Annotated in this window: 16 protein-coding genes; 12 read left to right on the top strand and 4 right to left on the bottom strand. The window is 64.7% G+C overall.

Translation table 11 applies throughout. From position 1 onward, the window contains the following. Positions 1 to 100: 100 nt before the first annotated feature. Positions 101 to 1,159, top strand: a complete 1,059-nt coding sequence (locus HWV67_RS02815; protein ID WP_175649824.1) for an autotransporter outer membrane beta-barrel domain-containing protein — start codon at positions 101 to 103, stop codon at positions 1,157 to 1,159. A gap of 84 nt (positions 1,160 to 1,243) precedes the next feature. Here the strand turns inward: HWV67_RS02815 and HWV67_RS02810 are convergent, their stop codons facing one another. Further along, entirely contained in the window at positions 1,244 to 2,140 is an 897-nt protein-coding gene (locus HWV67_RS02810; RefSeq protein ID WP_175649823.1) for a universal stress protein, read from the bottom strand. A 276-nt stretch (positions 2,141 to 2,416) separates the two neighbouring features. Next, entirely contained in the window at positions 2,417 to 2,764 is a 348-nt protein-coding gene (locus tag HWV67_RS02805; RefSeq protein WP_175649822.1) for a hypothetical protein, read from the bottom strand. A gap of 304 nt (positions 2,765 to 3,068) precedes the next feature. Between HWV67_RS02805 and fdnG the strand changes: the two genes are divergently transcribed. From fdnG to HWV67_RS02765, 8 genes are all read left to right on the top strand, one after another. After that, a complete protein-coding gene (gene fdnG, locus HWV67_RS02800) occupies positions 3,069 to 6,119 on the top strand; it encodes a formate dehydrogenase-N subunit alpha (protein ID WP_175649821.1) in 3,051 nt (1,016 codons plus the stop codon). A gap of 10 nt (positions 6,120 to 6,129) precedes the next feature. Continuing rightward, positions 6,130 to 7,023, top strand: coding sequence for a formate dehydrogenase subunit beta (fdxH, locus tag HWV67_RS02795; protein WP_175649820.1), 894 nt, complete (start codon positions 6,130 to 6,132; stop codon positions 7,021 to 7,023). Next, positions 7,020 to 7,667: a formate dehydrogenase subunit gamma gene (locus HWV67_RS02790; protein ID WP_095153746.1), complete on the top strand. Its 648-nt coding sequence runs from the start codon at positions 7,020 to 7,022 to the stop codon at positions 7,665 to 7,667. Before fdxH ends, HWV67_RS02790 begins: the two co-directional genes overlap by 4 nt. Continuing rightward, a complete protein-coding gene (fdhE, locus tag HWV67_RS02785; protein WP_175649819.1) occupies positions 7,664 to 8,551 on the top strand; it encodes a formate dehydrogenase accessory protein FdhE in 888 nt (295 codons plus the stop codon). Before HWV67_RS02790 ends, fdhE begins: the two co-directional genes overlap by 4 nt. Positions 8,552 to 8,731: 180 nt before the next feature. Continuing rightward, positions 8,732 to 9,331 (top strand): 2-hydroxychromene-2-carboxylate isomerase, encoded by a 600-nt coding sequence (locus HWV67_RS02780; RefSeq protein WP_175649818.1) that lies wholly within the window; start codon positions 8,732 to 8,734, stop codon positions 9,329 to 9,331. Positions 9,332 to 9,333: 2 nt separating this feature from the next. Beyond that, positions 9,334 to 10,038 (top strand): SDR family NAD(P)-dependent oxidoreductase, encoded by a 705-nt coding sequence (locus HWV67_RS02775; RefSeq protein ID WP_175649817.1) that lies wholly within the window; start codon positions 9,334 to 9,336, stop codon positions 10,036 to 10,038. A gap of 67 nt (positions 10,039 to 10,105) precedes the next feature. Next, positions 10,106 to 10,693 (top strand): TetR/AcrR family transcriptional regulator, encoded by a 588-nt coding sequence (locus tag HWV67_RS02770; protein ID WP_175649816.1) that lies wholly within the window; start codon positions 10,106 to 10,108, stop codon positions 10,691 to 10,693. An 84-nt stretch (positions 10,694 to 10,777) separates the two neighbouring features. Continuing rightward, positions 10,778 to 12,301, top strand: coding sequence for an FAD-dependent monooxygenase (locus tag HWV67_RS02765; protein ID WP_175649815.1), 1,524 nt, complete (start codon positions 10,778 to 10,780; stop codon positions 12,299 to 12,301). On the opposite strand, the gene HWV67_RS02760 is transcribed toward HWV67_RS02765, so the two are convergent. Further along, positions 12,268 to 13,485 (bottom strand): sugar transporter, encoded by a 1,218-nt coding sequence (locus HWV67_RS02760; RefSeq protein WP_175649814.1) that lies wholly within the window; start codon positions 13,483 to 13,485, stop codon positions 12,268 to 12,270. The genes HWV67_RS02765 and HWV67_RS02760 overlap by 34 nt on opposite strands. A 457-nt stretch (positions 13,486 to 13,942) precedes the next feature. Between HWV67_RS02760 and HWV67_RS02755 the strand changes: the two genes are divergently transcribed. From HWV67_RS02755 to dsdC, 3 genes are all read left to right on the top strand, one after another. Next, positions 13,943 to 14,635, top strand: a complete 693-nt coding sequence (locus HWV67_RS02755) for an N-acetyltransferase (protein WP_175649813.1) — start codon at positions 13,943 to 13,945, stop codon at positions 14,633 to 14,635. A gap of 131 nt (positions 14,636 to 14,766) precedes the next feature. Beyond that, complete coding sequence (dsdA, locus tag HWV67_RS02750; RefSeq protein ID WP_175649812.1) at positions 14,767 to 16,104, top strand: D-serine ammonia-lyase; 1,338 nt, start codon at positions 14,767 to 14,769, stop codon at positions 16,102 to 16,104. Next, positions 16,104 to 17,060, top strand: coding sequence for a DNA-binding transcriptional regulator DsdC (gene dsdC / locus HWV67_RS02745; RefSeq protein WP_175649811.1), 957 nt, complete (start codon positions 16,104 to 16,106; stop codon positions 17,058 to 17,060). The genes dsdA and dsdC overlap by 1 nt, the downstream gene beginning before the upstream one ends. A 259-nt stretch (positions 17,061 to 17,319) precedes the next feature. On the opposite strand, the gene HWV67_RS02740 is transcribed toward dsdC, so the two are convergent. Beyond that, positions 17,320 to 18,438 carry an agmatine deiminase family protein gene (locus HWV67_RS02740; protein WP_175649810.1) on the bottom strand — a complete coding sequence of 373 codons (1,119 nt, stop codon included), beginning with the start codon at positions 18,436 to 18,438 and terminating at the stop codon, positions 17,320 to 17,322. Positions 18,439 to 18,442 lie beyond the last annotated feature (4 nt).

The raw sequence follows: 18,442 nt of genomic DNA, 5'->3' as shown, positions 1-18,442 counted from the left end.
GGCCGGGGATCGTTTTGCTGGTTTGGGTCGCCCCTCTGTGCTGGTTTGCAGGCCGTGACATCAGGCCAGACCCTTGGCTGTTACACAGAGGAGATCCGCCATGAAAAAACCGTCGACGGCCACAGGCCTTGAGTCGATTTTCTTTGCGGTTTCCACGTCGCTGCTCATGGCAACCCCGGTGGAATCACAAGCAATCGGCCTGGAAGACCAGGACCCGCTGTTCAAACTCGACGTCCCCACTCTGTCCCTGCAACCGGTGAGTTTTCCGGGGCTTGGGCGCGACACCCTGAGCGCGTTTTCCGAGCGCATGGCCGAACGCAGCCACCTGGCGCAACCGGAGATGATGCAAAGCCAATGGGCGCAATTCTTTCCGACCGCGAGCAAGCCAGCGCAAAACGATGCCCGCTTGCAGGCACCGGGCAGCGATCTGCGCATGAGCCCTGACTTGTTCATCCGCGAAACTGCGGGCGGCAATACCCACCGGGCGGGGATTTTCGTCGGGCACAGTACCCTGCAAAGCGGCTTCGACGGCAAGCGCCCGAGCGTGGGCGAACGGCAGAACAATGTCCGCCTGGAAGGTGAAAGCCTGGGGATGTACTGGAGTGTGCAGCATGACCAGGGCTGGCATGTCGACGCCGTGGCCATGGGCACCCGCTTCGACGCCAGCGGGCGCAATGCTGCAGGCGAGCGCATCGATGGCGACGGGCATGCGCTGACCTTCTCGGTGGAAGGTGGCTTCCCCATCGGCCTGGGCAAGAACTGGGTAATCGAGCCACAGGCGCAGTTGATCAACCAGCAGTACTTCGCCGGCAACCCGGCGCAGGCTGATGCCTTGCAGGCGCTGGACGGCCAGCCGAGCTGGAGCGGCCGGGTCGGTGCGCGATTGTCCGGGCACTATGAAGTGCGCGGCATGCCGATCGAACCCTATGTGCGGACCAACGTCTGGTACGACTTCTCCAACGCCGACACCGTGACGCTGGACAAGGTCGACAAGATCAGCAGCGGACGCAACTCGGCCACTGTGGAACTGGGCTTGGGACTGGTGGCGCGGGTCACGCCGAAGGTGGCGCTGTTCGTCAGCGCGGACTACAGCAGTGATGTGGATGACAACGATTTGAATGGGTTGATCGGCAATCTGGGGGTGCGGGTGAGGTGGTAAAAGCACCACCCCTTGTAGGAGCGAGCTTGCTCGCTCCTACACCTACACCTACACCTACACGTTGCAGAGATCACCAAGAGCAGATCAGCCCTCCCCGCGCACCGCCAGCACATTGCACGGCAAATGCTGCAACACATGCTCGGTCGTGCTGCCCAGCAACCCGCTCGCGCCACGCCGCTGGCTGCTGCCCATGACGATCACATCCGCCCGATGATGCCCGGCATATTCGCCAATCGCATGGCTCGCCGGGCCGCTGACGAAATGCCGGTTGGCTTCCGGTACGCCATGACTGTCGGCCAGGTGCTCGAACGCCAGTTGCGCCGAGCGCCGCACTTCGCTGTTGAAGCCGGGCATGGTCACCGCGCCAGCCCCAAAGTCGGCGATGTGCGTCTCGGCCACGTCCCAGGCATGCAGCAGGTGCAGCTCGGCATCACACTGCACAGCCATGGCGTTGGCGGCGCGGATTACCCGTTCGTTGATGCGGGTGTGCTGGCTGTCCGGGTGCAGGGTGTCGACGGCGGCGATGATTACCCGTGGCAACGGGCAACGTACTTCGCTGACCAGGTGCAGCGGCACCGGGCAGTCGCGCAGCAAATGCCAGTCAGGCGGGGTGAGGAAAACCCGGCGCAGGGCAGATTCGTGATGCACGTCCTTGACCACCAGGTCCGGCTGCATCTCTTCAACATGTTCGATGATGTCTTTGAGCACCTCGCGGCTCACCTGCACTTCGCAGGTCACTTCCAGGCCGTCGTGGCGCAGTTGGCCGGCTTCGTCGCGCAGCCAGGTCCAGGCCTCTTGCTCCATCGACTGGCGCAGCGCCGAACCGCTGGCCATGCGCCCGAGCAGATCGCCTTCTTCGATAAACACCGCGATGTGCAGCGCCGCGTCGGTAGCCTTGGCAATCGCCACGGCGCGTTCCAGGGCCGGGGTATGCCGCAGGCTGGGCGCGGCGATCATGAAGATTCGTTGATACTGGCTCATGAGACACCTCCAAACAGGTTGTCCGCTCGCGCCCCCACAAATGGCGAGGTTGATCAACGCGCCCGGCCAGTCAAGGCTCTGTATGAAAAGCCTTGAGACGAAGGTCAGGCAAGGCGAAAACAGCCGAGGAAGCGGAGTTTACGGGTTGTAAATGAGCATTCCGAGGCTGTTTTCAACGCAGCATCACCGAGTATCAAGGCTTTTCATACAGAGCCTAGCCAAGGGCGGGCGATACCGGCAGAGCGCCGGTATCGTCACTTCAGTATATGCCCGCTCTCAGAGGCAGGTGGCCAGGGCTGCCATACGGCGTTGCGCCAGGGCGTCGTCTTTCTGCGCGTAGAACTTGATCAGGCTGCCGCCGCCGGCCGCGGTGATGTCGGCAAAGTACTCGCCGCCACGGGTGGAAACCGTCACCACGCCGTTCGCCTGCTCCAGGTAGCCGCTGGCGTCAACGCCGAAGGAAGCCTCGTCCTGCCAGGAGAACTGGGTGCACTCGGCGACCTTGGCTACGTCTTTGGTCGAATTGAAAATCCTGTCCGGTTGGCCAACCCGGGCCTGGTTCATGGCCGACGAGGCGCAGCCCGCCAGCAGGGTCGCGGCGACGATCGCCAATACAGTGCGCATGTTTCACCTCTGTGAACGCAAAAGGGAGCGACTGTAGCACTGGCCGGGCCAGCCCCGAAAACCCTGTTTTTTGTGCGCCAATAGACAGGATCGATCACGCCATCAACAAGGTTGATTAGTCACACAAAAAACGCGGGAATACACTCCCCCGCGAATGCGACAAATAGTCCTCCCCCGAGAAGGGACAGCGGCGTATTCCCTGCATGCTTTTGCCTGAAGACCACTTACCGATCCTGACGCTTTTCCCGGCGGGCACTCCTGTGCACGGCCGTTTCGTGAGGTCGTCCGTAATAAGGAGATAATCATGGGACTGGGTAGACGACAGTTCTTCAAACTGTGCACCGTCGGCGCGGCCACCGCGACCTGCGCCACCCTGGGATTTGCGCCGGGCATGGCCCAAGCCACCCAATCGCGGCAGTACAAACTGCTGCGCGCCAAGGAAACCCGCAACAACTGCACGTATTGCTCGGTAGGCTGCGGCCTGCTGATGTACAGCCTCGGCGACGGCGCGAAGAACGCCAAGGCGCGCATCTTCCACATCGAAGGCGACCCGGATCACCCGGTCAGCCGCGGCTCGCTGTGCCCGAAAGGCGCGGGGCTGGTGGACTACATCCACAGCGACCAGCGCCTGCTGTTCCCCGAGTACCGCGCGCCGGGCTCGGACAAGTGGCAGCGGGTCAGTTGGGACTACGCCATCGAGCGCATCGCGCGCCTGATGAAGGACGACCGCGACGCCAACTTCATCGAGAAGAACGCCAAGGGCACCACTGTCAACCGCTGGCTCAGCACCGGCATGCTCTGCTCTTCGGCGGCCAGCAGCGAAACCGGCTCGCTGGACCAACGCTTCACCCGCGCCCTGGGCATCCTCGGCACCGACAGCCAGGCCCGGGTCTGCCACGCGCCGACCGTCGCCGCGCTGGCGCCGACCTTCGGCCGCGGTGCGATGACCAACAGTTGGGTCGACATCAAGAACGCCAACGTCGTGATGATCATGGGCGGCAACCCCGCCGAGGCGCACCCGGTGGGCTTCAAGTGGGTGATCGAGGCGAAGATCCGCAACGGCGCCAAGGTCATCGTGGTCGATCCGCGCTTCAACCGCAGCGCTGCGGTGGCGGATATCTACGCGCCGGTGCGCGCCGGCTCCGACGTGACCTTCCTGATGGGCATGGTCAATTACCTGATCACCCACGACAAAGTGCAGCACGAATACGTACGCGCCTACACCAACGCCAGCCTGATCGTGCGTGAGGATTACCACTTCGACGAGGGCCTGTTCAGCGGCTATGACGCCACCAAGCGCAGCTACGACCGCGCCTCGTGGAACTACGAGCTGGACGAAAACGGCTTCGCCAAGCGCGACATGAGCCTGAGCCACCCGCGCTGCGTGTGGAACCTGCTCAAGGCCCACGTCGCCCGCTACACCCCGGAAATGGTCAGCAATGTCTGCGGCACCGCGCAGGAAGATTTCCTGAAGATCTGCGAAATCCTCGGCGAGACCAGCGCCCCGGACAAGGCCGCCACCTTCCTCTATGCGCTGGGCTGGACCCACCACACCAACGGCGCACAGATGATCCGCGGCTCGGGCATGCTCCAGTTGCTGCTGGGCAACATCGGCATGGCCGGCGGCGGCGTCAACGCCCTGCGCGGTCACTCCAACATCCAGGGCTACACCGACCTCGGCCTGCTGTCGCTGCGCCTGCCGGGCTACATGAACCTGCCCTCCGACGCCCAGACCGACCTCGCCACCTACCTAAAGCAGACCACGCCGAGCGCGGTGCTGCCCGACCAGGTCAACTACTACAAGAACACCCCGAAATTCTTCGTCAGCCTGATGAAGAGCTTCTGGGGCGACAAGGCCACCAAGGAAAACGACTGGGGCTTCGACTGGCTGCCGAAGTGGGATGACAGCTACGACGTCATCAACTTCACCAACCGCATGTACGAAGGCAAGGTCAACGGCTACATCGCCCAGGGCTTCAACCCGGTGGCAGCGTTCCCGGACAAGAACAAGGCCCAGGAAGCCCTGGCCAAGCTCAAGTTCCTGGTGATCATCGACCCGCTGGCGACCGAGACCTCGAGCTTCTGGAAGAACCACGGCGAAGAGCACAACGTCGACACCGCGTCGATCCAGACCGAGGTGTTCCGCCTGCCCTCCTCCTGCTTCGCCGAGGAAGACGGTTCGATCGTCAACTCCTCGCGCTGGCTGCAATGGCACTGGGCGGGCGCCGCGCCACCCGGCGAGGCCTGGCACGACGGCAAGATCCTCGGCCACCTGTTCATGAAGCTGCGCGAGCTGTACCAGAAGGAAGGCGGCGCCAACCCTGCGCCGCTGCTCAACATGGCGTGGGATTACGCCGACCCGCTGGACCCCAAGCCCGAAGAAGTGGCCAAGGAATCCAACGGCCGCGCACTGGTCGACCTGTTCGACGACAAGGGCGCGCTGATCCTGCGCAAGGGCCAGTTGCTCAATGACTTCGGCCAACTGCGCGATGACGGCAGTACCGTGTGCTTCAACTGGATCTTCGCCGGCTGCTGGACCGAGCAAGGCAACCAGATGGCCCGTCGTGACAACACCGACTCGGGCCTGGGCAACACGCCGGGCTGGGCCTGGGCCTGGCCGCAAAACCGTCGCGTGCTGTACAACCGTGCCTCGGCCGACCCTGCCGGCAATCCGTGGGATCCGAAGCGCAAGCTGATCGGCTGGGACGGCACGCGCTGGAGCGGCGTCGATGTCCCGGACTTCGCCCCGACCATTGCCCCCGGCACTGGCACCTGCCCATTCATCATGCTGCCCGAAGGCGTGGGCCGGCTGTTCTCGGTGGGCGCGCTCAACGACGGGCCGTTCCCCGAGCACTACGAGCCGACCGAAAGCCCGCTGGCGAGCAACCCGCTGCACCCGGCCGTGACCTACAGCCCGACCGCGCGGATCTACGACCACGACCGCTCACGGATGGGCAAACGCGAGCAGTTCCCGTACGTCGCCACCACCTACTCGATCACCGAGTTGTTCCGGCACTGGACCAAGCACTCTCGCCTGAACGCAATCATCCAGCCCGAGCAGTTCGTCGAGATCGGCGAAAAACTCGCGGCGGAAAAAGGCATCAAGCAGGGCGATCGGGTCAAGGTCAGCACCCAGCGCGGCTACATCAAGGCCAAGGCCGTGGTGACCAAGCGCATCCAGCGTCTGACCATCGACGGCCAGCCCGTGGACACCATCGGCATCCCCTGCCACTGGGGCTACGAAGGTGCGGCGCGCAAGGGTTTCCTGGCCAACACCCTGACTCCGGGCGTCGGCGACTCCAATACCCATACGCCGGAATACAAGGCGTTTCTCGTGAACGTGGAAAAGGTCTGAGGGAGCACTCATGTCATACCAATCCCAGGACATCATCAAACGCTCCGCCACCAGCGCGCTGACGCCGCCGCCCCAGGCGCGCAGTCACCAGGCCGAAGTGGCCAAGCTGATCGACGTGAGCATCTGCATCGGCTGCAAGGCCTGCCAGGTGGCGTGCAACGAGTGGAACGACCTGCGTGACGAGGTTGGCCACAACGTCGGCGTCTACGACAACCCCGCCGACCTGACGGCGGAAACCTGGACGCTGATGCGCTTCGACGAAGTCGAGAGCGAAAGCGGCAAGCTCGAATGGCTGATCCGCAAGGACGGCTGCATGCACTGCGCCGACCCCGGCTGCCTGAAAGCCTGCCCGCAACCGGGGGCGATCATCCAGTACGCCAACGGCATCGTCGACTTCCAGTCCGAGCACTGCATCGGCTGCGGCTACTGCATCGCCGGCTGCCCGTTCGACGTGCCGCGGATCAACAAGAAGGACAACAAGGCCTACAAGTGCACCCTGTGCGTGGACCGCGTGTCGGTCGGCCAGGAACCGGCCTGCGTCAAGACCTGCCCCACCGGTGCGATCAACTTCGGCAGCAAGGACGACATGAAGCACCTGGCCGCCGAGCGCGTCGAGGAACTGCACGGTCGCGGCTTCGCCGGGGCCGGCCTGTATGACCCGCAAGGCGTCGGCGGCACCCACGTCATGTACGTGCTGCAACACGCCGACAAACCGCACCTGTACCACAAGCTGCCCACCGACCCGCGCATCAGCGGCGCAGTACAAGGTTGGAAAGGCTGGCTCAAACCGGTGGCGGCGGCAGCCTTCTTCGCCACCCTGGCCGGGACCATCTTCCACTATGTCGGCGTCGGTCCCAATGAAGTGGACGAGGAAGAAAAACACGACGAGGAGACCCACGCATGAACAAGGACAAACTGATCCTGCGCACGCGCTTCATCGAACGCGCGAGCCACTGGCTGATGGTGATCTGCTTCTTCACCGTGGCGCTGTCCGGGCTGTCGTGGTTCTTCCCGTCGCTCAACGGCCTCAACGCGGTGTTCGGCACACCGCAGATGGCGCGCATCCTCCACCCGTTCTTCGGCGTGGTGGTGTTCGTGCTGCTGATGTTCCTGTTCGTGCGTTTCGTGCGCTACAACCTGCCCGAGGCCGAAGACCGCATCTGGTTCAAGAACCTGCCGCAGGTGCTGTCCGGCAAGCATGAGCCGGCGCTGCAGATCGGCAAATACAACGCCGGGCAGAAAGTGCTGTTCTGGGGAATCATGGGGCTGATCAGCCTGCTGCTGCTCAGTGGCGTGGTGATCTGGCGGCCGTATTTCGCGCCGCTATTCTCCATCCCGACCATCCGCATCGGCCTGCTGGTGCACGCCTTGGCCGGCATCGGTCTGATTCTGCTGGTGATCGGCCACGCGTACCTGGCGTTCTGGGTCAAGGGCTCGATCCGCGGCATGGTCACCGGCTACGTCTCCCATCGCTGGGCGAAAACCCACCATGACCGCTGGTATCGGCAAATCAGCAACAAGCAGAGCGGAAGCGGGAAAAACCCATGAGCAGTATCCAGATGACCCCGGTGGAACCGGTCAAGGCCGCGGTGGGCGAAATCCCGCCGGTGTTCCTGCCGCTCAATGCCGGACGCTACACCGCACGGGCCGCGCGCCTGCGCCACTTGGCTGAAGGCCACCCGATGGCCGACTACCTGGGCTTCGTTGCCGGACTGGTGGAGGCGCAACAGCGCGTGCTGGACACGTTGCCGCTGCCGTCCGCGCTGATCGACGCCCTGCCCGAGCGGCTTGGCCAGGACCATCCGCCGCTGGAGTGCAGCACCTTCCCGCGGGGTGCTTACTGGCTGGCCGTGCTGCGGCAACTGGGCGAGCACCTGGAGCACCCGACCCTGCAAGGTCTGCTGCAACAGAATGCGCTGAGCCTGGAAGCGGCCGCCGATGCGTTGCTCACCGGCGACTACGAGCAGGTCGACAGCGGCCAGGCGTTGTTCCTCTGGAGCGCGCTGTCGCTGTACTTCAGCCAGATGGCCGCGCATTTGCCGGCCAGCGGCAAGGCCCATGGCGAACAGCGCCAGCACTGCCCGGTGTGCGCCAGCGCGCCGGTGGCCAGCAGCATCCTCACCGGCGCCCATTCCGGGCTGCGCTACCTGCATTGCGGCTTGTGCGAAAGCCGCTGGCATATGGTCCGGCTCAAATGCAGCAACTGCGAAGCGACCGGCGCGCTGGATTACTGGTCGCTGGACACCGAGAAAGCGCCAGTCAAGGCCGAGAGCTGCGGCGAATGCCAGAGCTACCTGAAAGTGTTCTACCCGGAACATGACAAAGACCTGGAAGTGCTCGCCGACGACCTGGCTTCGCTGGGGCTGGATGCCGAGGTGGAGCGTGAAGGGTTTGGGCGTAGTGGTGTGAGTCCGTTCCTGTTTCCTGGGTAGATCTCTGACGACATAGGACAGTGCGGTGCTCTTGAGGGCCTCATCGCCAAGGTCGGCTTCCCGACCCGGCAACGATGAGGCCCTTGCTTTTACCTATCAGGATGTCGATTGACATCCAATCAGGATGACAACTAACATCCACACCCAGCAACACTCCCCCACCTGCACAGGAAGAGATCCATGAATCTCCAGTCTGTCTTCGATTACCGCAGTCCCTACGCGTACCTCGCCAACACCCGCCTGCCGGGCCTGAATCACCCGGTCAGCTACTTGCCCGCCGATATCCTCGCGGTGATGAAACAGGTCAATACCCAGCCTCCCCCCGCCTGCCCGCCGAAAGCCCGCTATTCGGGCGTCGATGCCGGGCGCTGGGCGGCGCTGTATCAGGTGCCGTTCGCGCCTAATGGCGCGCTGTTCCAGGCCATGCGTGACGGCCAGTTCGACGGCGCGCTGCTGGTTCGGGCCGCGCTCGCCGCGACCGAAACCGGGGTGTTCGATGTGCTGCACCCGGCGCTGTTCAAGGCCGTGTGGGCCGGCAACGACGATCTGGCAAGCGCCCACGGCCGCACCGATTTCCTCCGCGCCCTGGGCGTGGACGCGGATATCTGGCAGCGCGCCGACAGCGCCGCGATCCGCGAACAACTGGCCGCCAACGATGACGCCGCCGCGCAACGCGGCGTGTTCGGGGTGCCCACGTTCTTCTGTGATGACGAAATGTTTTTCGGTAACGACCGCCTAGAGTTCGTTCGCGCCGCCCTCCAACAGGCAACAGGAGCTTGACCATGACTTCGAAGAAAACCGCAATCGTCACCGGCGTCGGCCCAGGCACCGGCGCTTCCATCGTGCGCCGCCTGGTGGCGGACGGTTACCAGGTGGCGATGATCGCCCGCGACGCCCAGCGCCTCGACGACCTGGCACGTGAGCTGCCGGACACCCATGCCTTCCCCCTCGACGTGACCGACATCCCGCAACTGGAGCGGACCCTGGAGCAGATCGAAGCCCGCCTCGGCCACGCCGATGTGCTGGTGCACAACGCCGTGGGCGCAACCTTCGGCACCTTCATGGAGATCGATCCGCAGGCGCTCGAGGTCAATTTCCAGACCAACGTCCTCGCGCTGCTGCACCTTGCCCGCAAGCTCTCGCCAGCCATGGTCGAGAAAGGCCAGGGCGCGATCATCGTCACCGGCAACACCTCGGCGCTGCGCGGCAAAGGCCACTTCGCCGGCTTCGCCCCGACCAAGGCGGCGCAGCGCATTCTCAGCGAATCGATTGCCCGCGAGCTGGGCCCCAAGGGCGTGCACGTCGCCTATCTGGTCATCGATGCGGTGATCGACGTGGCCTGGACGCGCAAGCTGCACCCCACCGCGCCGGACAGCTTCTTTATCCAGCCGGCGGACATCGCCGCCGAAGTCGGCCACCTTATCCAGCAACCGCGCAGTGCCTGGTCGTTCCTCACCGAAGTGCGCCCATACGGCGAGACCTGGTGAGGTAAACCGGGCGCCGGGGACGGGTGTTATCATCCCGCCCCCGGATCACGCTTGAAGGACAGCGACAATGGGCCATTCCCAAGCCAGCAAACAGACCACCCATGACCGCATCGTCAGCATCGCGGCCGAACGCTTCTGCGAGCTGGGGATCGACGGCCTGAGCATCGCCAACCTGATGAAGGAAGCCGGCCTCACCCACGGCGGCTTCTACAAGCACTTCGAATCCCGCGATCAACTGGTGGCCGAGGCGCTGACCGCAGCGTTCCGCCGCTCGGAAGACCCGCAACGCAGCCATCGGGCAGACTTCACCAGCCTGGTCGACGAGTACCTGAGCCCCGAACACCGCGACGGCGTCGGCACGGGTTGCGCGGTCGGCGCACTGGTCAGCGATATCGGCCGGGTGCAAGGCGAGGCCCGCGAGCTGTACACGCGCAAGCTGAGGGCGAATTTCAGCGGCATCGCCGCCCTGCTGGGCGACGCCCAGGACAGCGAAAAGCGCGCGCAGGCGATCGTCGCCTTCAGCGCGATGGTTGGCGCCCTGGGGCTGGCCCGCGGCGTGGCCGACGAGGCGCTGTCGCTGGAAATCCTCTCGACCGTGCAGCGCTTTCTGCTCGACAGCTTCGGCGGCGACGGCGAGGCACCTACGCAAGCCTGATCGCGTCGTTTCCCAGCCATCACAACGGCACATTCCCACCGCCCCTCTACACTGAGCTGACGATCCCAGCGCGGAGGGTGTGGCATGAGCAGCACTGAAGTCCTGATCATCGGTGCCGGTCCTACTGGGCTGGCATTGGCCTTGTGGTTGAGCAAGCTGGGCGTGAGCATCCGCATCATCGATCAGGCCAACGGCCCCGGCACCACCTCCCGCGCACTGGCGGTGCAGGCGCGGACCCTGGAGCTGTACCGCCAGCTCGACCTCGCCGACACGGTGGTCGAACGCGGCCATCAGGCCCCGGCCGCCAATCTCTGGGTCAAGGGCCGGCAGGCCACCCGCCTGTCCTTGCAGGACATCGGCGCCGGCCAGACGCCCTACCCCTTCCTCGAAATCTTCCCCCAGGACGAACATGAACGCCTGCTGATCGAGCGTCTGCAGGGCTTCGGCGTAGAGGTGCAATGGCAGACCGAATTGCTTGCGGTCAGCCAGGATGAGCAGCGGGTCCAGGCCCGCCTGCGCCTGGCCGACGGCAGCGAAGAAGACTGTGAGGCGCGTTATCTGGGCGGCTGCGACGGCGCCCGCTCGGCAGTGCGCAAAGCGCTGGGCATCGGCTTTCCCGGCGGCACCTACCAGCAGGTGTTTTATGTCGCCGACGTGCAGGCATCAGGGCCGGCGATCAATGGCGAGTTGCATGTGGACCTCGACGAAGCGGACTTTCTGGCAGTGTTCCCGCTGGCCGGCGACGGTCGCGCGCGGTTGATCGGCACGGTGCGCGACGAGCGCGCCGAACACCCTGAAGCCCTGCGTTTCGAAGACATCAGCCGCCGCGCCATCGAGCACATGCAAGTCACGGTCGAGCAGGTCAACTGGTTCTCCACCTACCGCGTCCATCACCGCGTCGCCCAGCAATTCCGCCGCCACAACGCCTTTCTGCTCGGCGATGCCGCCCACGTGCACAGCCCGGCCGGCGGCCAGGGCATGAACACCGGCATTGGCGACGCCATCAACCTGGCCTGGAAACTGGCCAGCGTGCTGCATGGCAAAGCCAGTGAGGAATTGCTGGCGAGCTACGAGATCGAGCGCAAGGCTTTCGCCGAACGGCTGGTGGCGACCACCGACCAGGTCTTCAACTTCATCACCGCCGACAACCGCCTGGCCAGCCTGTTGCGCACCCGCTTCGCGCCGGCGCTGCTGTCGCGGCTGACCGCCATGGGCACGGTGCGCAACTTCATGTTCCGCACCGTCTCGCAGATCGGCCTGAACTACCGGCTGATGCCGCTGAGTTTCGGCAGCGCCGGCCATGTGCATGGCGGCGACCGCATGCCCTGGGTGAACTGTGAAACGGGAGACAATTTCGCCGAACTGCGACGGCCATGCTGGCAGGTGCAGGTTTACGGGCTGGCCAGCAAGGACCTGGTGGGCTGGTGCGCGGCGCGGCAGATCCCGTTGCAGGTATTCGCCTGGAGCCCGGCGCATGAAGCCGCCGGGCTGGCGCGTAACGCGCTGTACCTGTTGCGCCCGGACAGCTACGTGGCGCTGGCCGAGACGTCATCGTCCACTGCGGTGCTGGAGCGTTACTTCGCCGAGCGCTCGCTCAGGCCCTGCTGAGCCGGCGCGCCCGCCACCACGAAATAACGCCGGGTGGCATACAGGCACAGCAGCAGCCCGGCCACCGCCAGCGCGCCGCCGACCAGGCCGATATCGCTGAGGGCGACGTGGGTCGCGACAATGCTGCCCAGCAGCGCGCCGCCGCCGATACCGACGTTGAACAGGCCGGAGAACATTGCCATGGCCACGTCGGTGGCATCCGACGCCAACTTCAGCACTTTCGACTGCAACGCCAGGCTGAAACACATGATGCCCATGCCCCACAGCGCGCTCATCGCGCACAACAGCCACGGCACGCCGGCCAGCGGCAGCAGCATCAGCAGGCAGAAACCCAGCGCAGCGATCGAGGCGATCAGGAAGCTGTGGGGGAATCGCTCGCTGAAATGGCTGAACAGGATCGAGCCGAACACCCCGGCGCCGCCGAACACCAGCAGCAGAATGGTGGTCATTTCACCGCTCATGCCCGCCACTTGCTGGGTGAACGGCTCGATGTAGCTGTAGGCGGTGAACTGCGCGGTGATCACCAGCACCACCAGCGCATACACCGACAACAGCGCCGGACGCTTGAGCAGCACCGGCAGGCTGCGCAACGAGCCGGAGTTCTGGCTCGGCAGCAGCGGCAACGAGCGCAGCAGCCAGAGCAGAGTCAGCACCGCCACCCCGGCGATACCGAAGAATGTGGTGCGCCAGCCCAGCGCCTCACCGACCACCCGCCCCAGCGGAATCCCCAATACCATCGCCAGTGTGGTGCCCGTAGCCAGCAACCCCAGCGCCTTGGCCTGCTGGCCCGGCGGCGCCACGCGCACCGCCAGCGATGCGGTGATCGACCAGAACACCGCATGCGCCAGGGCAATCCCCACCCGGCTGACCAGCAGCATGCCGAAACTGGTGGCCAGCCCCGACATCACATGGCTGAGGATGAACAACACAAAGAGAAAGCCCAGCAGCCGGCGGCGCTCGATATTGCGGGTCAGCAGCATCATCGGCAGCGACGTCAGCGACACCACCCAGGCATACACCGTGAGCATCAGCCCGACCTGGGCGCTGGGCATATCGAAACTGCGGCCGATATCGCTGAGCAGCGCGACCGGGACAAACTCGGTGGTATTGAAAATAAAGGCACCCAGGGCCAGCGCGAAAACGCTGAGCCAACTGCCGTTACGGGGTTCAACGGGGCTATTCATGCGGTGACTGGAACTCCTGAAAGCTGGGCAAAACACGGACGTGACAAAAGCACCCATGAACCGGTGGTTCGGGTGTGCCAAGCGGGCTTTGTAAGGAAAAGTGAATAGGCCGCAGTCTACGTGAGCCGAACCCGCGTCGCAAACGCTTGCACCGCGCTTAGCCAGCGACACAGAAAAACAAGCGCCAGATTCTCGTCAAAAAACCGCCATCACTTTCCGACCACCTGTAGCAGGACCGAAAGCCGCACAACAGAGCCATCACTAAGAAATTACATAATTTGAAACAACTACCCCGTTGGCTTTTTGACACGATGGCAAAACGCTGCGCTATACCATGAAAAAAGTTTCATCTTCGCCGCGTTCCCTTGCCGGGCCACCGCCAACGCTGACATTCAAGCACGCCGCCCTCGCCCGCATCGATACACCCGAACAGCCCTGAATCCGGGCAGGAGGCAACATGCGTGCACTCAGCGAAATCCACGATCGAATCAAACGAAAAGGCCTGCGCCGGACCTTCGTCACCCTCTGGCAACGCTATGTGTTTTTCCACTGGGAGCTGTTGTGGATGGAACGCGACCTGACCATCCCGGTCGGCCCGCACAACCTCAAGGAGCACCCGCCGGTACGCCTTGCCCAGATCACCGAAGCCAACGCCGGCGCCTTCGCCCGTCATTTCGGCGACCGGGTGGAAACCATGCGCGAACTGGCCCGCGAGGGCCACACCGGGCACATGTACCTGGACGAAGCCGGCGATGCGGTGGCGTTTATCTGGGCCAGCACCCGCGACTACCACGACCGGCATTACTACGGCTGCACCTTCCCCGTGGCGCCGGGGGACTTCTTCGAATTCGGCGGCGAAATGATCCCCGCCTTCTTCGGCAGCCGGCTGTCGGTGGATGCCCAGGTCAACCTGTGGAACGCGCTGCTGGCCAAGGGCTGCACCCGGGTGGTGGATGTGGTGGAGACCCACAACGTGCCGGCGCTCAAGTTGCACCTGCGCATGGGTTACCACGAACAAGGGCGCGTGGTACATGTGTACGGGCTGTTCGGGCGCTGGAAGCTGTTCCGTCACAGCCAGTACAGCGGCTCGCGGGTGAAACCGCTGTGCGCACCGCGCTCGGCACCGGTGCCGAAGGCAGAGCTGGCCTGAGTGTGTTTTGCGGCGGACAGATGATGTGAAATCACCTGTCCGCTGCCGGGATATCCCTTGTTCTCTGGCGGTGCACTGGCGCTAAATGTTGAGCCTGCGCGGCGGTCCTGCCAGCGCTACCGGAGAATCCGATGCCCCTGGAAAAAACCGCTCAAGACTGGTGCAACGCTCACCCCTTGCTCGCCGACCTGGTCGCCCTCAAGGAAAGCACCTGGTTCAACCCCGCCATCGCCCCGTGCGCCGAAGCGCTGGGCGATGTGCCGCTGACCCGCGCCGATATGGATGACGCCAGCGCACGTCTGCAACGTTTCGCGGCCTTTATCCAGTCCGCCTTCCCGCAGACCCGCGAAGCCGGCGGCCTGATCGAATCACCATTGCATCCGCTGCCCGCCCTGCAGAAATTGCTGGGCGCCGACCAGGGCCAGCTCTGGCTGAAAGCCGATAACGAACTGCCGATCTCCGGCTCGATCAAGGCCCGCGGCGGTATCTACGAGGTGCTGGCCCACGCCGAGCGCCTGGCCCTGGAGGCCGGTTTCCTGCAGCCGGGCGACGACTACGCGACGCTCGACAGCGACGCCGCCCGGGCGTTCTTTGGTCAGTACCGCATCGCCGTGGGTTCTACCGGCAACCTTGGACTGTCGATCGGCATTATCAGCGCACGGCTGGGCTTCCAGGCCACGGTGCATATGTCCGCCGACGCCCGGCAATGGAAAAAGGACAAACTCCGCGCCCACGGCGTGACCGTGGTGGAGTACCCCACCGACTACAGCGTCGCCGTCGCCGAGGGTCGCCGCCAGGCCGAGGGCGATCCGTATTGCCATTTCGTCGATGACGAGAATTCCCATCAGCTTTTCCTTGGCTATGCCGTGGCCGCCCTGCGCCTGCACGGGCAACTGCAACAGGCCGGGATCCGCGTCGATGCCGAGCACCCGTTGTTCGTCTACCTGCCGTGCGGGGTTGGCGGTGGTCCTGGCGGCGTGGCGTTCGGCCTCAAGCAGGTGTTCGGCGACGCCGTGCACTGCCTGTTCGCCGAGCCGACCCATTCGCCGTGCATGCTGCTGGGGGTCTACACCGGCCTGCATGACGCGGTGTCGGTGTACGACTTCGGCATCGACAACGTCACTGCCGCCGACGGCCTGGCGGTGGGTCGCCCGTCGGGCTTCGTCGGCCGGGCCCTGCAGCGCCTGATCGACGGCTATTACACCGTCAGCGACGAAAACCTCTACCGCCTGCTGGCGCAACTGGACGCCAGCGAAGGCCGGCGCCTGGAACCCTCGGCCTTGGCCGGCGTGCCGGGCATCCTGCGGGTGCTGCACGAGCAACAGGGTTACCGCGAGCGCCTCGGTCTGACCGCGCGTCATCTGGCCAACGCCACTCACCTGGTCTGGGGCACGGGCGGCAGCATGGTGCCGGAGGCCGAAATGGCCGCCTACCTCGCCACCGGCCGCCAGTACCTGGGCGCGCACTGATGCTCAACCTGCCGCCGCGGCTGGCGACGCGACTGGGCAGCAGCCAGTTCGCCAACCTGCACACCTTCCTCGTCGCCGCCCGGCACCTGAGTTTTGCCCTGGCGGCGGAGGAGCTGTGCCTGACCCCCAGCGCCGTGAGCCACCGCATCGCCCGGCTCGAACAGGCGCTGGAACTGCGCCTGTTCGAGCGCCTGACCCGGCGCATCCGCCTGACCGCCGAGGGCGAGCGGATCTTCGCCATCCTCGATGACGCCGTTGAAGCCCTGGACACCGCCCTGCACAGCCGCGACGCGGACCTCAGCGGCCCGCTGGCACTGTATGCCCGCCCGTCCATCGCCAGTGACTGGCTGGTGCCGCGGCTGGCGGATTTCCACCGGCGTTATCCGCGCATCGCCCTGGATGTGCGGGTCGGCAATGACCCGGTGGACTTCCGCACCCAGAACCTCGACCTCGCGCTGGTCTACGCCCGCGGCGAGACGGCCGGGCTGGTCAATCATCACCTGATGGACGAAGCCGTCACCCCGGTGTGCAGCCCGCGCTATGCCGAAGAGCACGGGTTGCAGGACGCCCCGCACAACCTGCGCCAGTGCACCTTGCTGCACGATGCGCTGGCCTGGGAGCACGCGCCGTTCGATGCGGAATGGCGCCGCTGGGCCGAGGCCCGCGACCTGGCGGATTGCCTGCCGGAACGACGCATGACCTTCGACCGCGCCGACCTCTGCGCCAATGCCGCGATCCATCACGCCGGCATCGCCATGGGGCGCCAGCGTCTGGTGCAGCGTTATCTGGATGAGGGATTGCTGGTGACGCCTTTTGGTGGTTTTGCGCAGCCGGGGGCGTTGGGTTATTACCTGCTGCATCCGCCGTGCCGGGTGTTGCCGGCGCGGGTTGGGGTGTTGTTGGAGTGGTTGTTGGAGCAGGGTGGGCGACACAAAACCTGTAGGAGCGGCCGTTAGCCGCGATGGGCCGCAAAGCGGCCCCAAAACCATCCCCCACGACGTGGCTGGATACATCCGGCATTTCTTTCGACCTTCAGGATGCCTGAATGCGAGATCCCAACCCGCCAGAGACCGGGTGCTGGATGGATTTAGGGCCGCTTTGCGGCCCATCGCGGCTAACGGCCGCTCCTACAGGTTCCACGTCTTGCCTGCGAGATGTGTAGATACCCATGCAGCGATGGGCCGCGCAACCGGTCCCCGAACTTGAAGACGCGACCTACACCCAAGGCATCTGATGCGTCACACAATGAATCCCCCCGCCACCCGCAGCAATCGCGTCGATCTCCACCTGCACGATGTCCCGGTCCGGGTACAGCCCCGACAACAATTCAAACGCCGCCCTGTCCGCCTCACGATCACCAAACTGCGGCGCGATCACCGCGCCGTTGATGACGAAGTAGTTGATGTACCCAGCAGCAAAATCCGGGTTGTTGCGGCTGAACGGGCTCTTGCGCGGTTTCAGCGGTGGCGACACGGTGTGTACGGTGAGCTTGCGGCCCTCCGCATCCGTCGCGTTGCGCAGGATCTCCAGATGCGCGCGGGTCACCTCGTGGTCATAGGACTCCGGGTCGGTGTCGACGTTGGCGATCACCACGCCGGGGCTGACGAAGCGGGCGTAGAAATCCACATGGGCATCGGTGATGTCCTTGCCGCGAATACCCGGCAGCCAGATGATCTTGCGCAGGCCCAGGCAGGCTTTCAATTCTGCTTCCACGTCGTCCCGGCTCCAGCCGGGGTTGCGGTTGCCGTTGACCCAGCAGCTCTCGGTCATGATCCCGGTGCCGTGGCCGTCCACTTCGATCCCGCCGCCCTCACCCACCAGCTCGCTGCGCAGATGCCGCGCCCCGCTTTGCCCGGCCAGTAACGCGGCGATCCGCGCGTCCTTGGAATGGCGTTGTTTGTTGCCCCAGCCGTTGAAGTTGAAGTCCAGCGCGGTCAGGCCACCCTCCTCGGTGGTGAGGAAGTTGGCACCGATGTCGCGCATCCAGATGTCGTCCAGTTCGGTGACCAGGAACCGGGTGTTGTCGCTGCCGCACAGTTCCTCGGCCAGTTCGCGCTCGTCTTCACGGCACAGTACGGTCACCGGCTGGTAACGGGCGATGGCGCGAGCGATACGGCCGAGGGCCGCCTGCACATCGGCGGTGAAGTCTTCCCAGATCGCCTCCTGCGCACCAAAGGCGATGAAGGCGTGACGTTGGCGTTCACCCTCGTCGGGCATGAACCAGTCGTCGTCGCGGGCGGCAAAGGCCCGCAACGGCAGCAAACCGCTGCTGGCGATCAGGCCCAGGCTGCTGGCCACGGAAACCTGCCGGATGAACTGGCGGCGTGTCGGCATTTCT

Source organism: Pseudomonas sp. Marseille-P9899, assembly GCF_903166565.1.
Classification (GTDB): Bacteria; Pseudomonadota; Gammaproteobacteria; order Pseudomonadales; family Pseudomonadaceae; genus Aquipseudomonas; species Aquipseudomonas huaxiensis.
The sequence above is the reverse complement of the archived record's forward strand: the minus strand, read 5'-3'. Positions and strand labels throughout refer to the sequence as shown.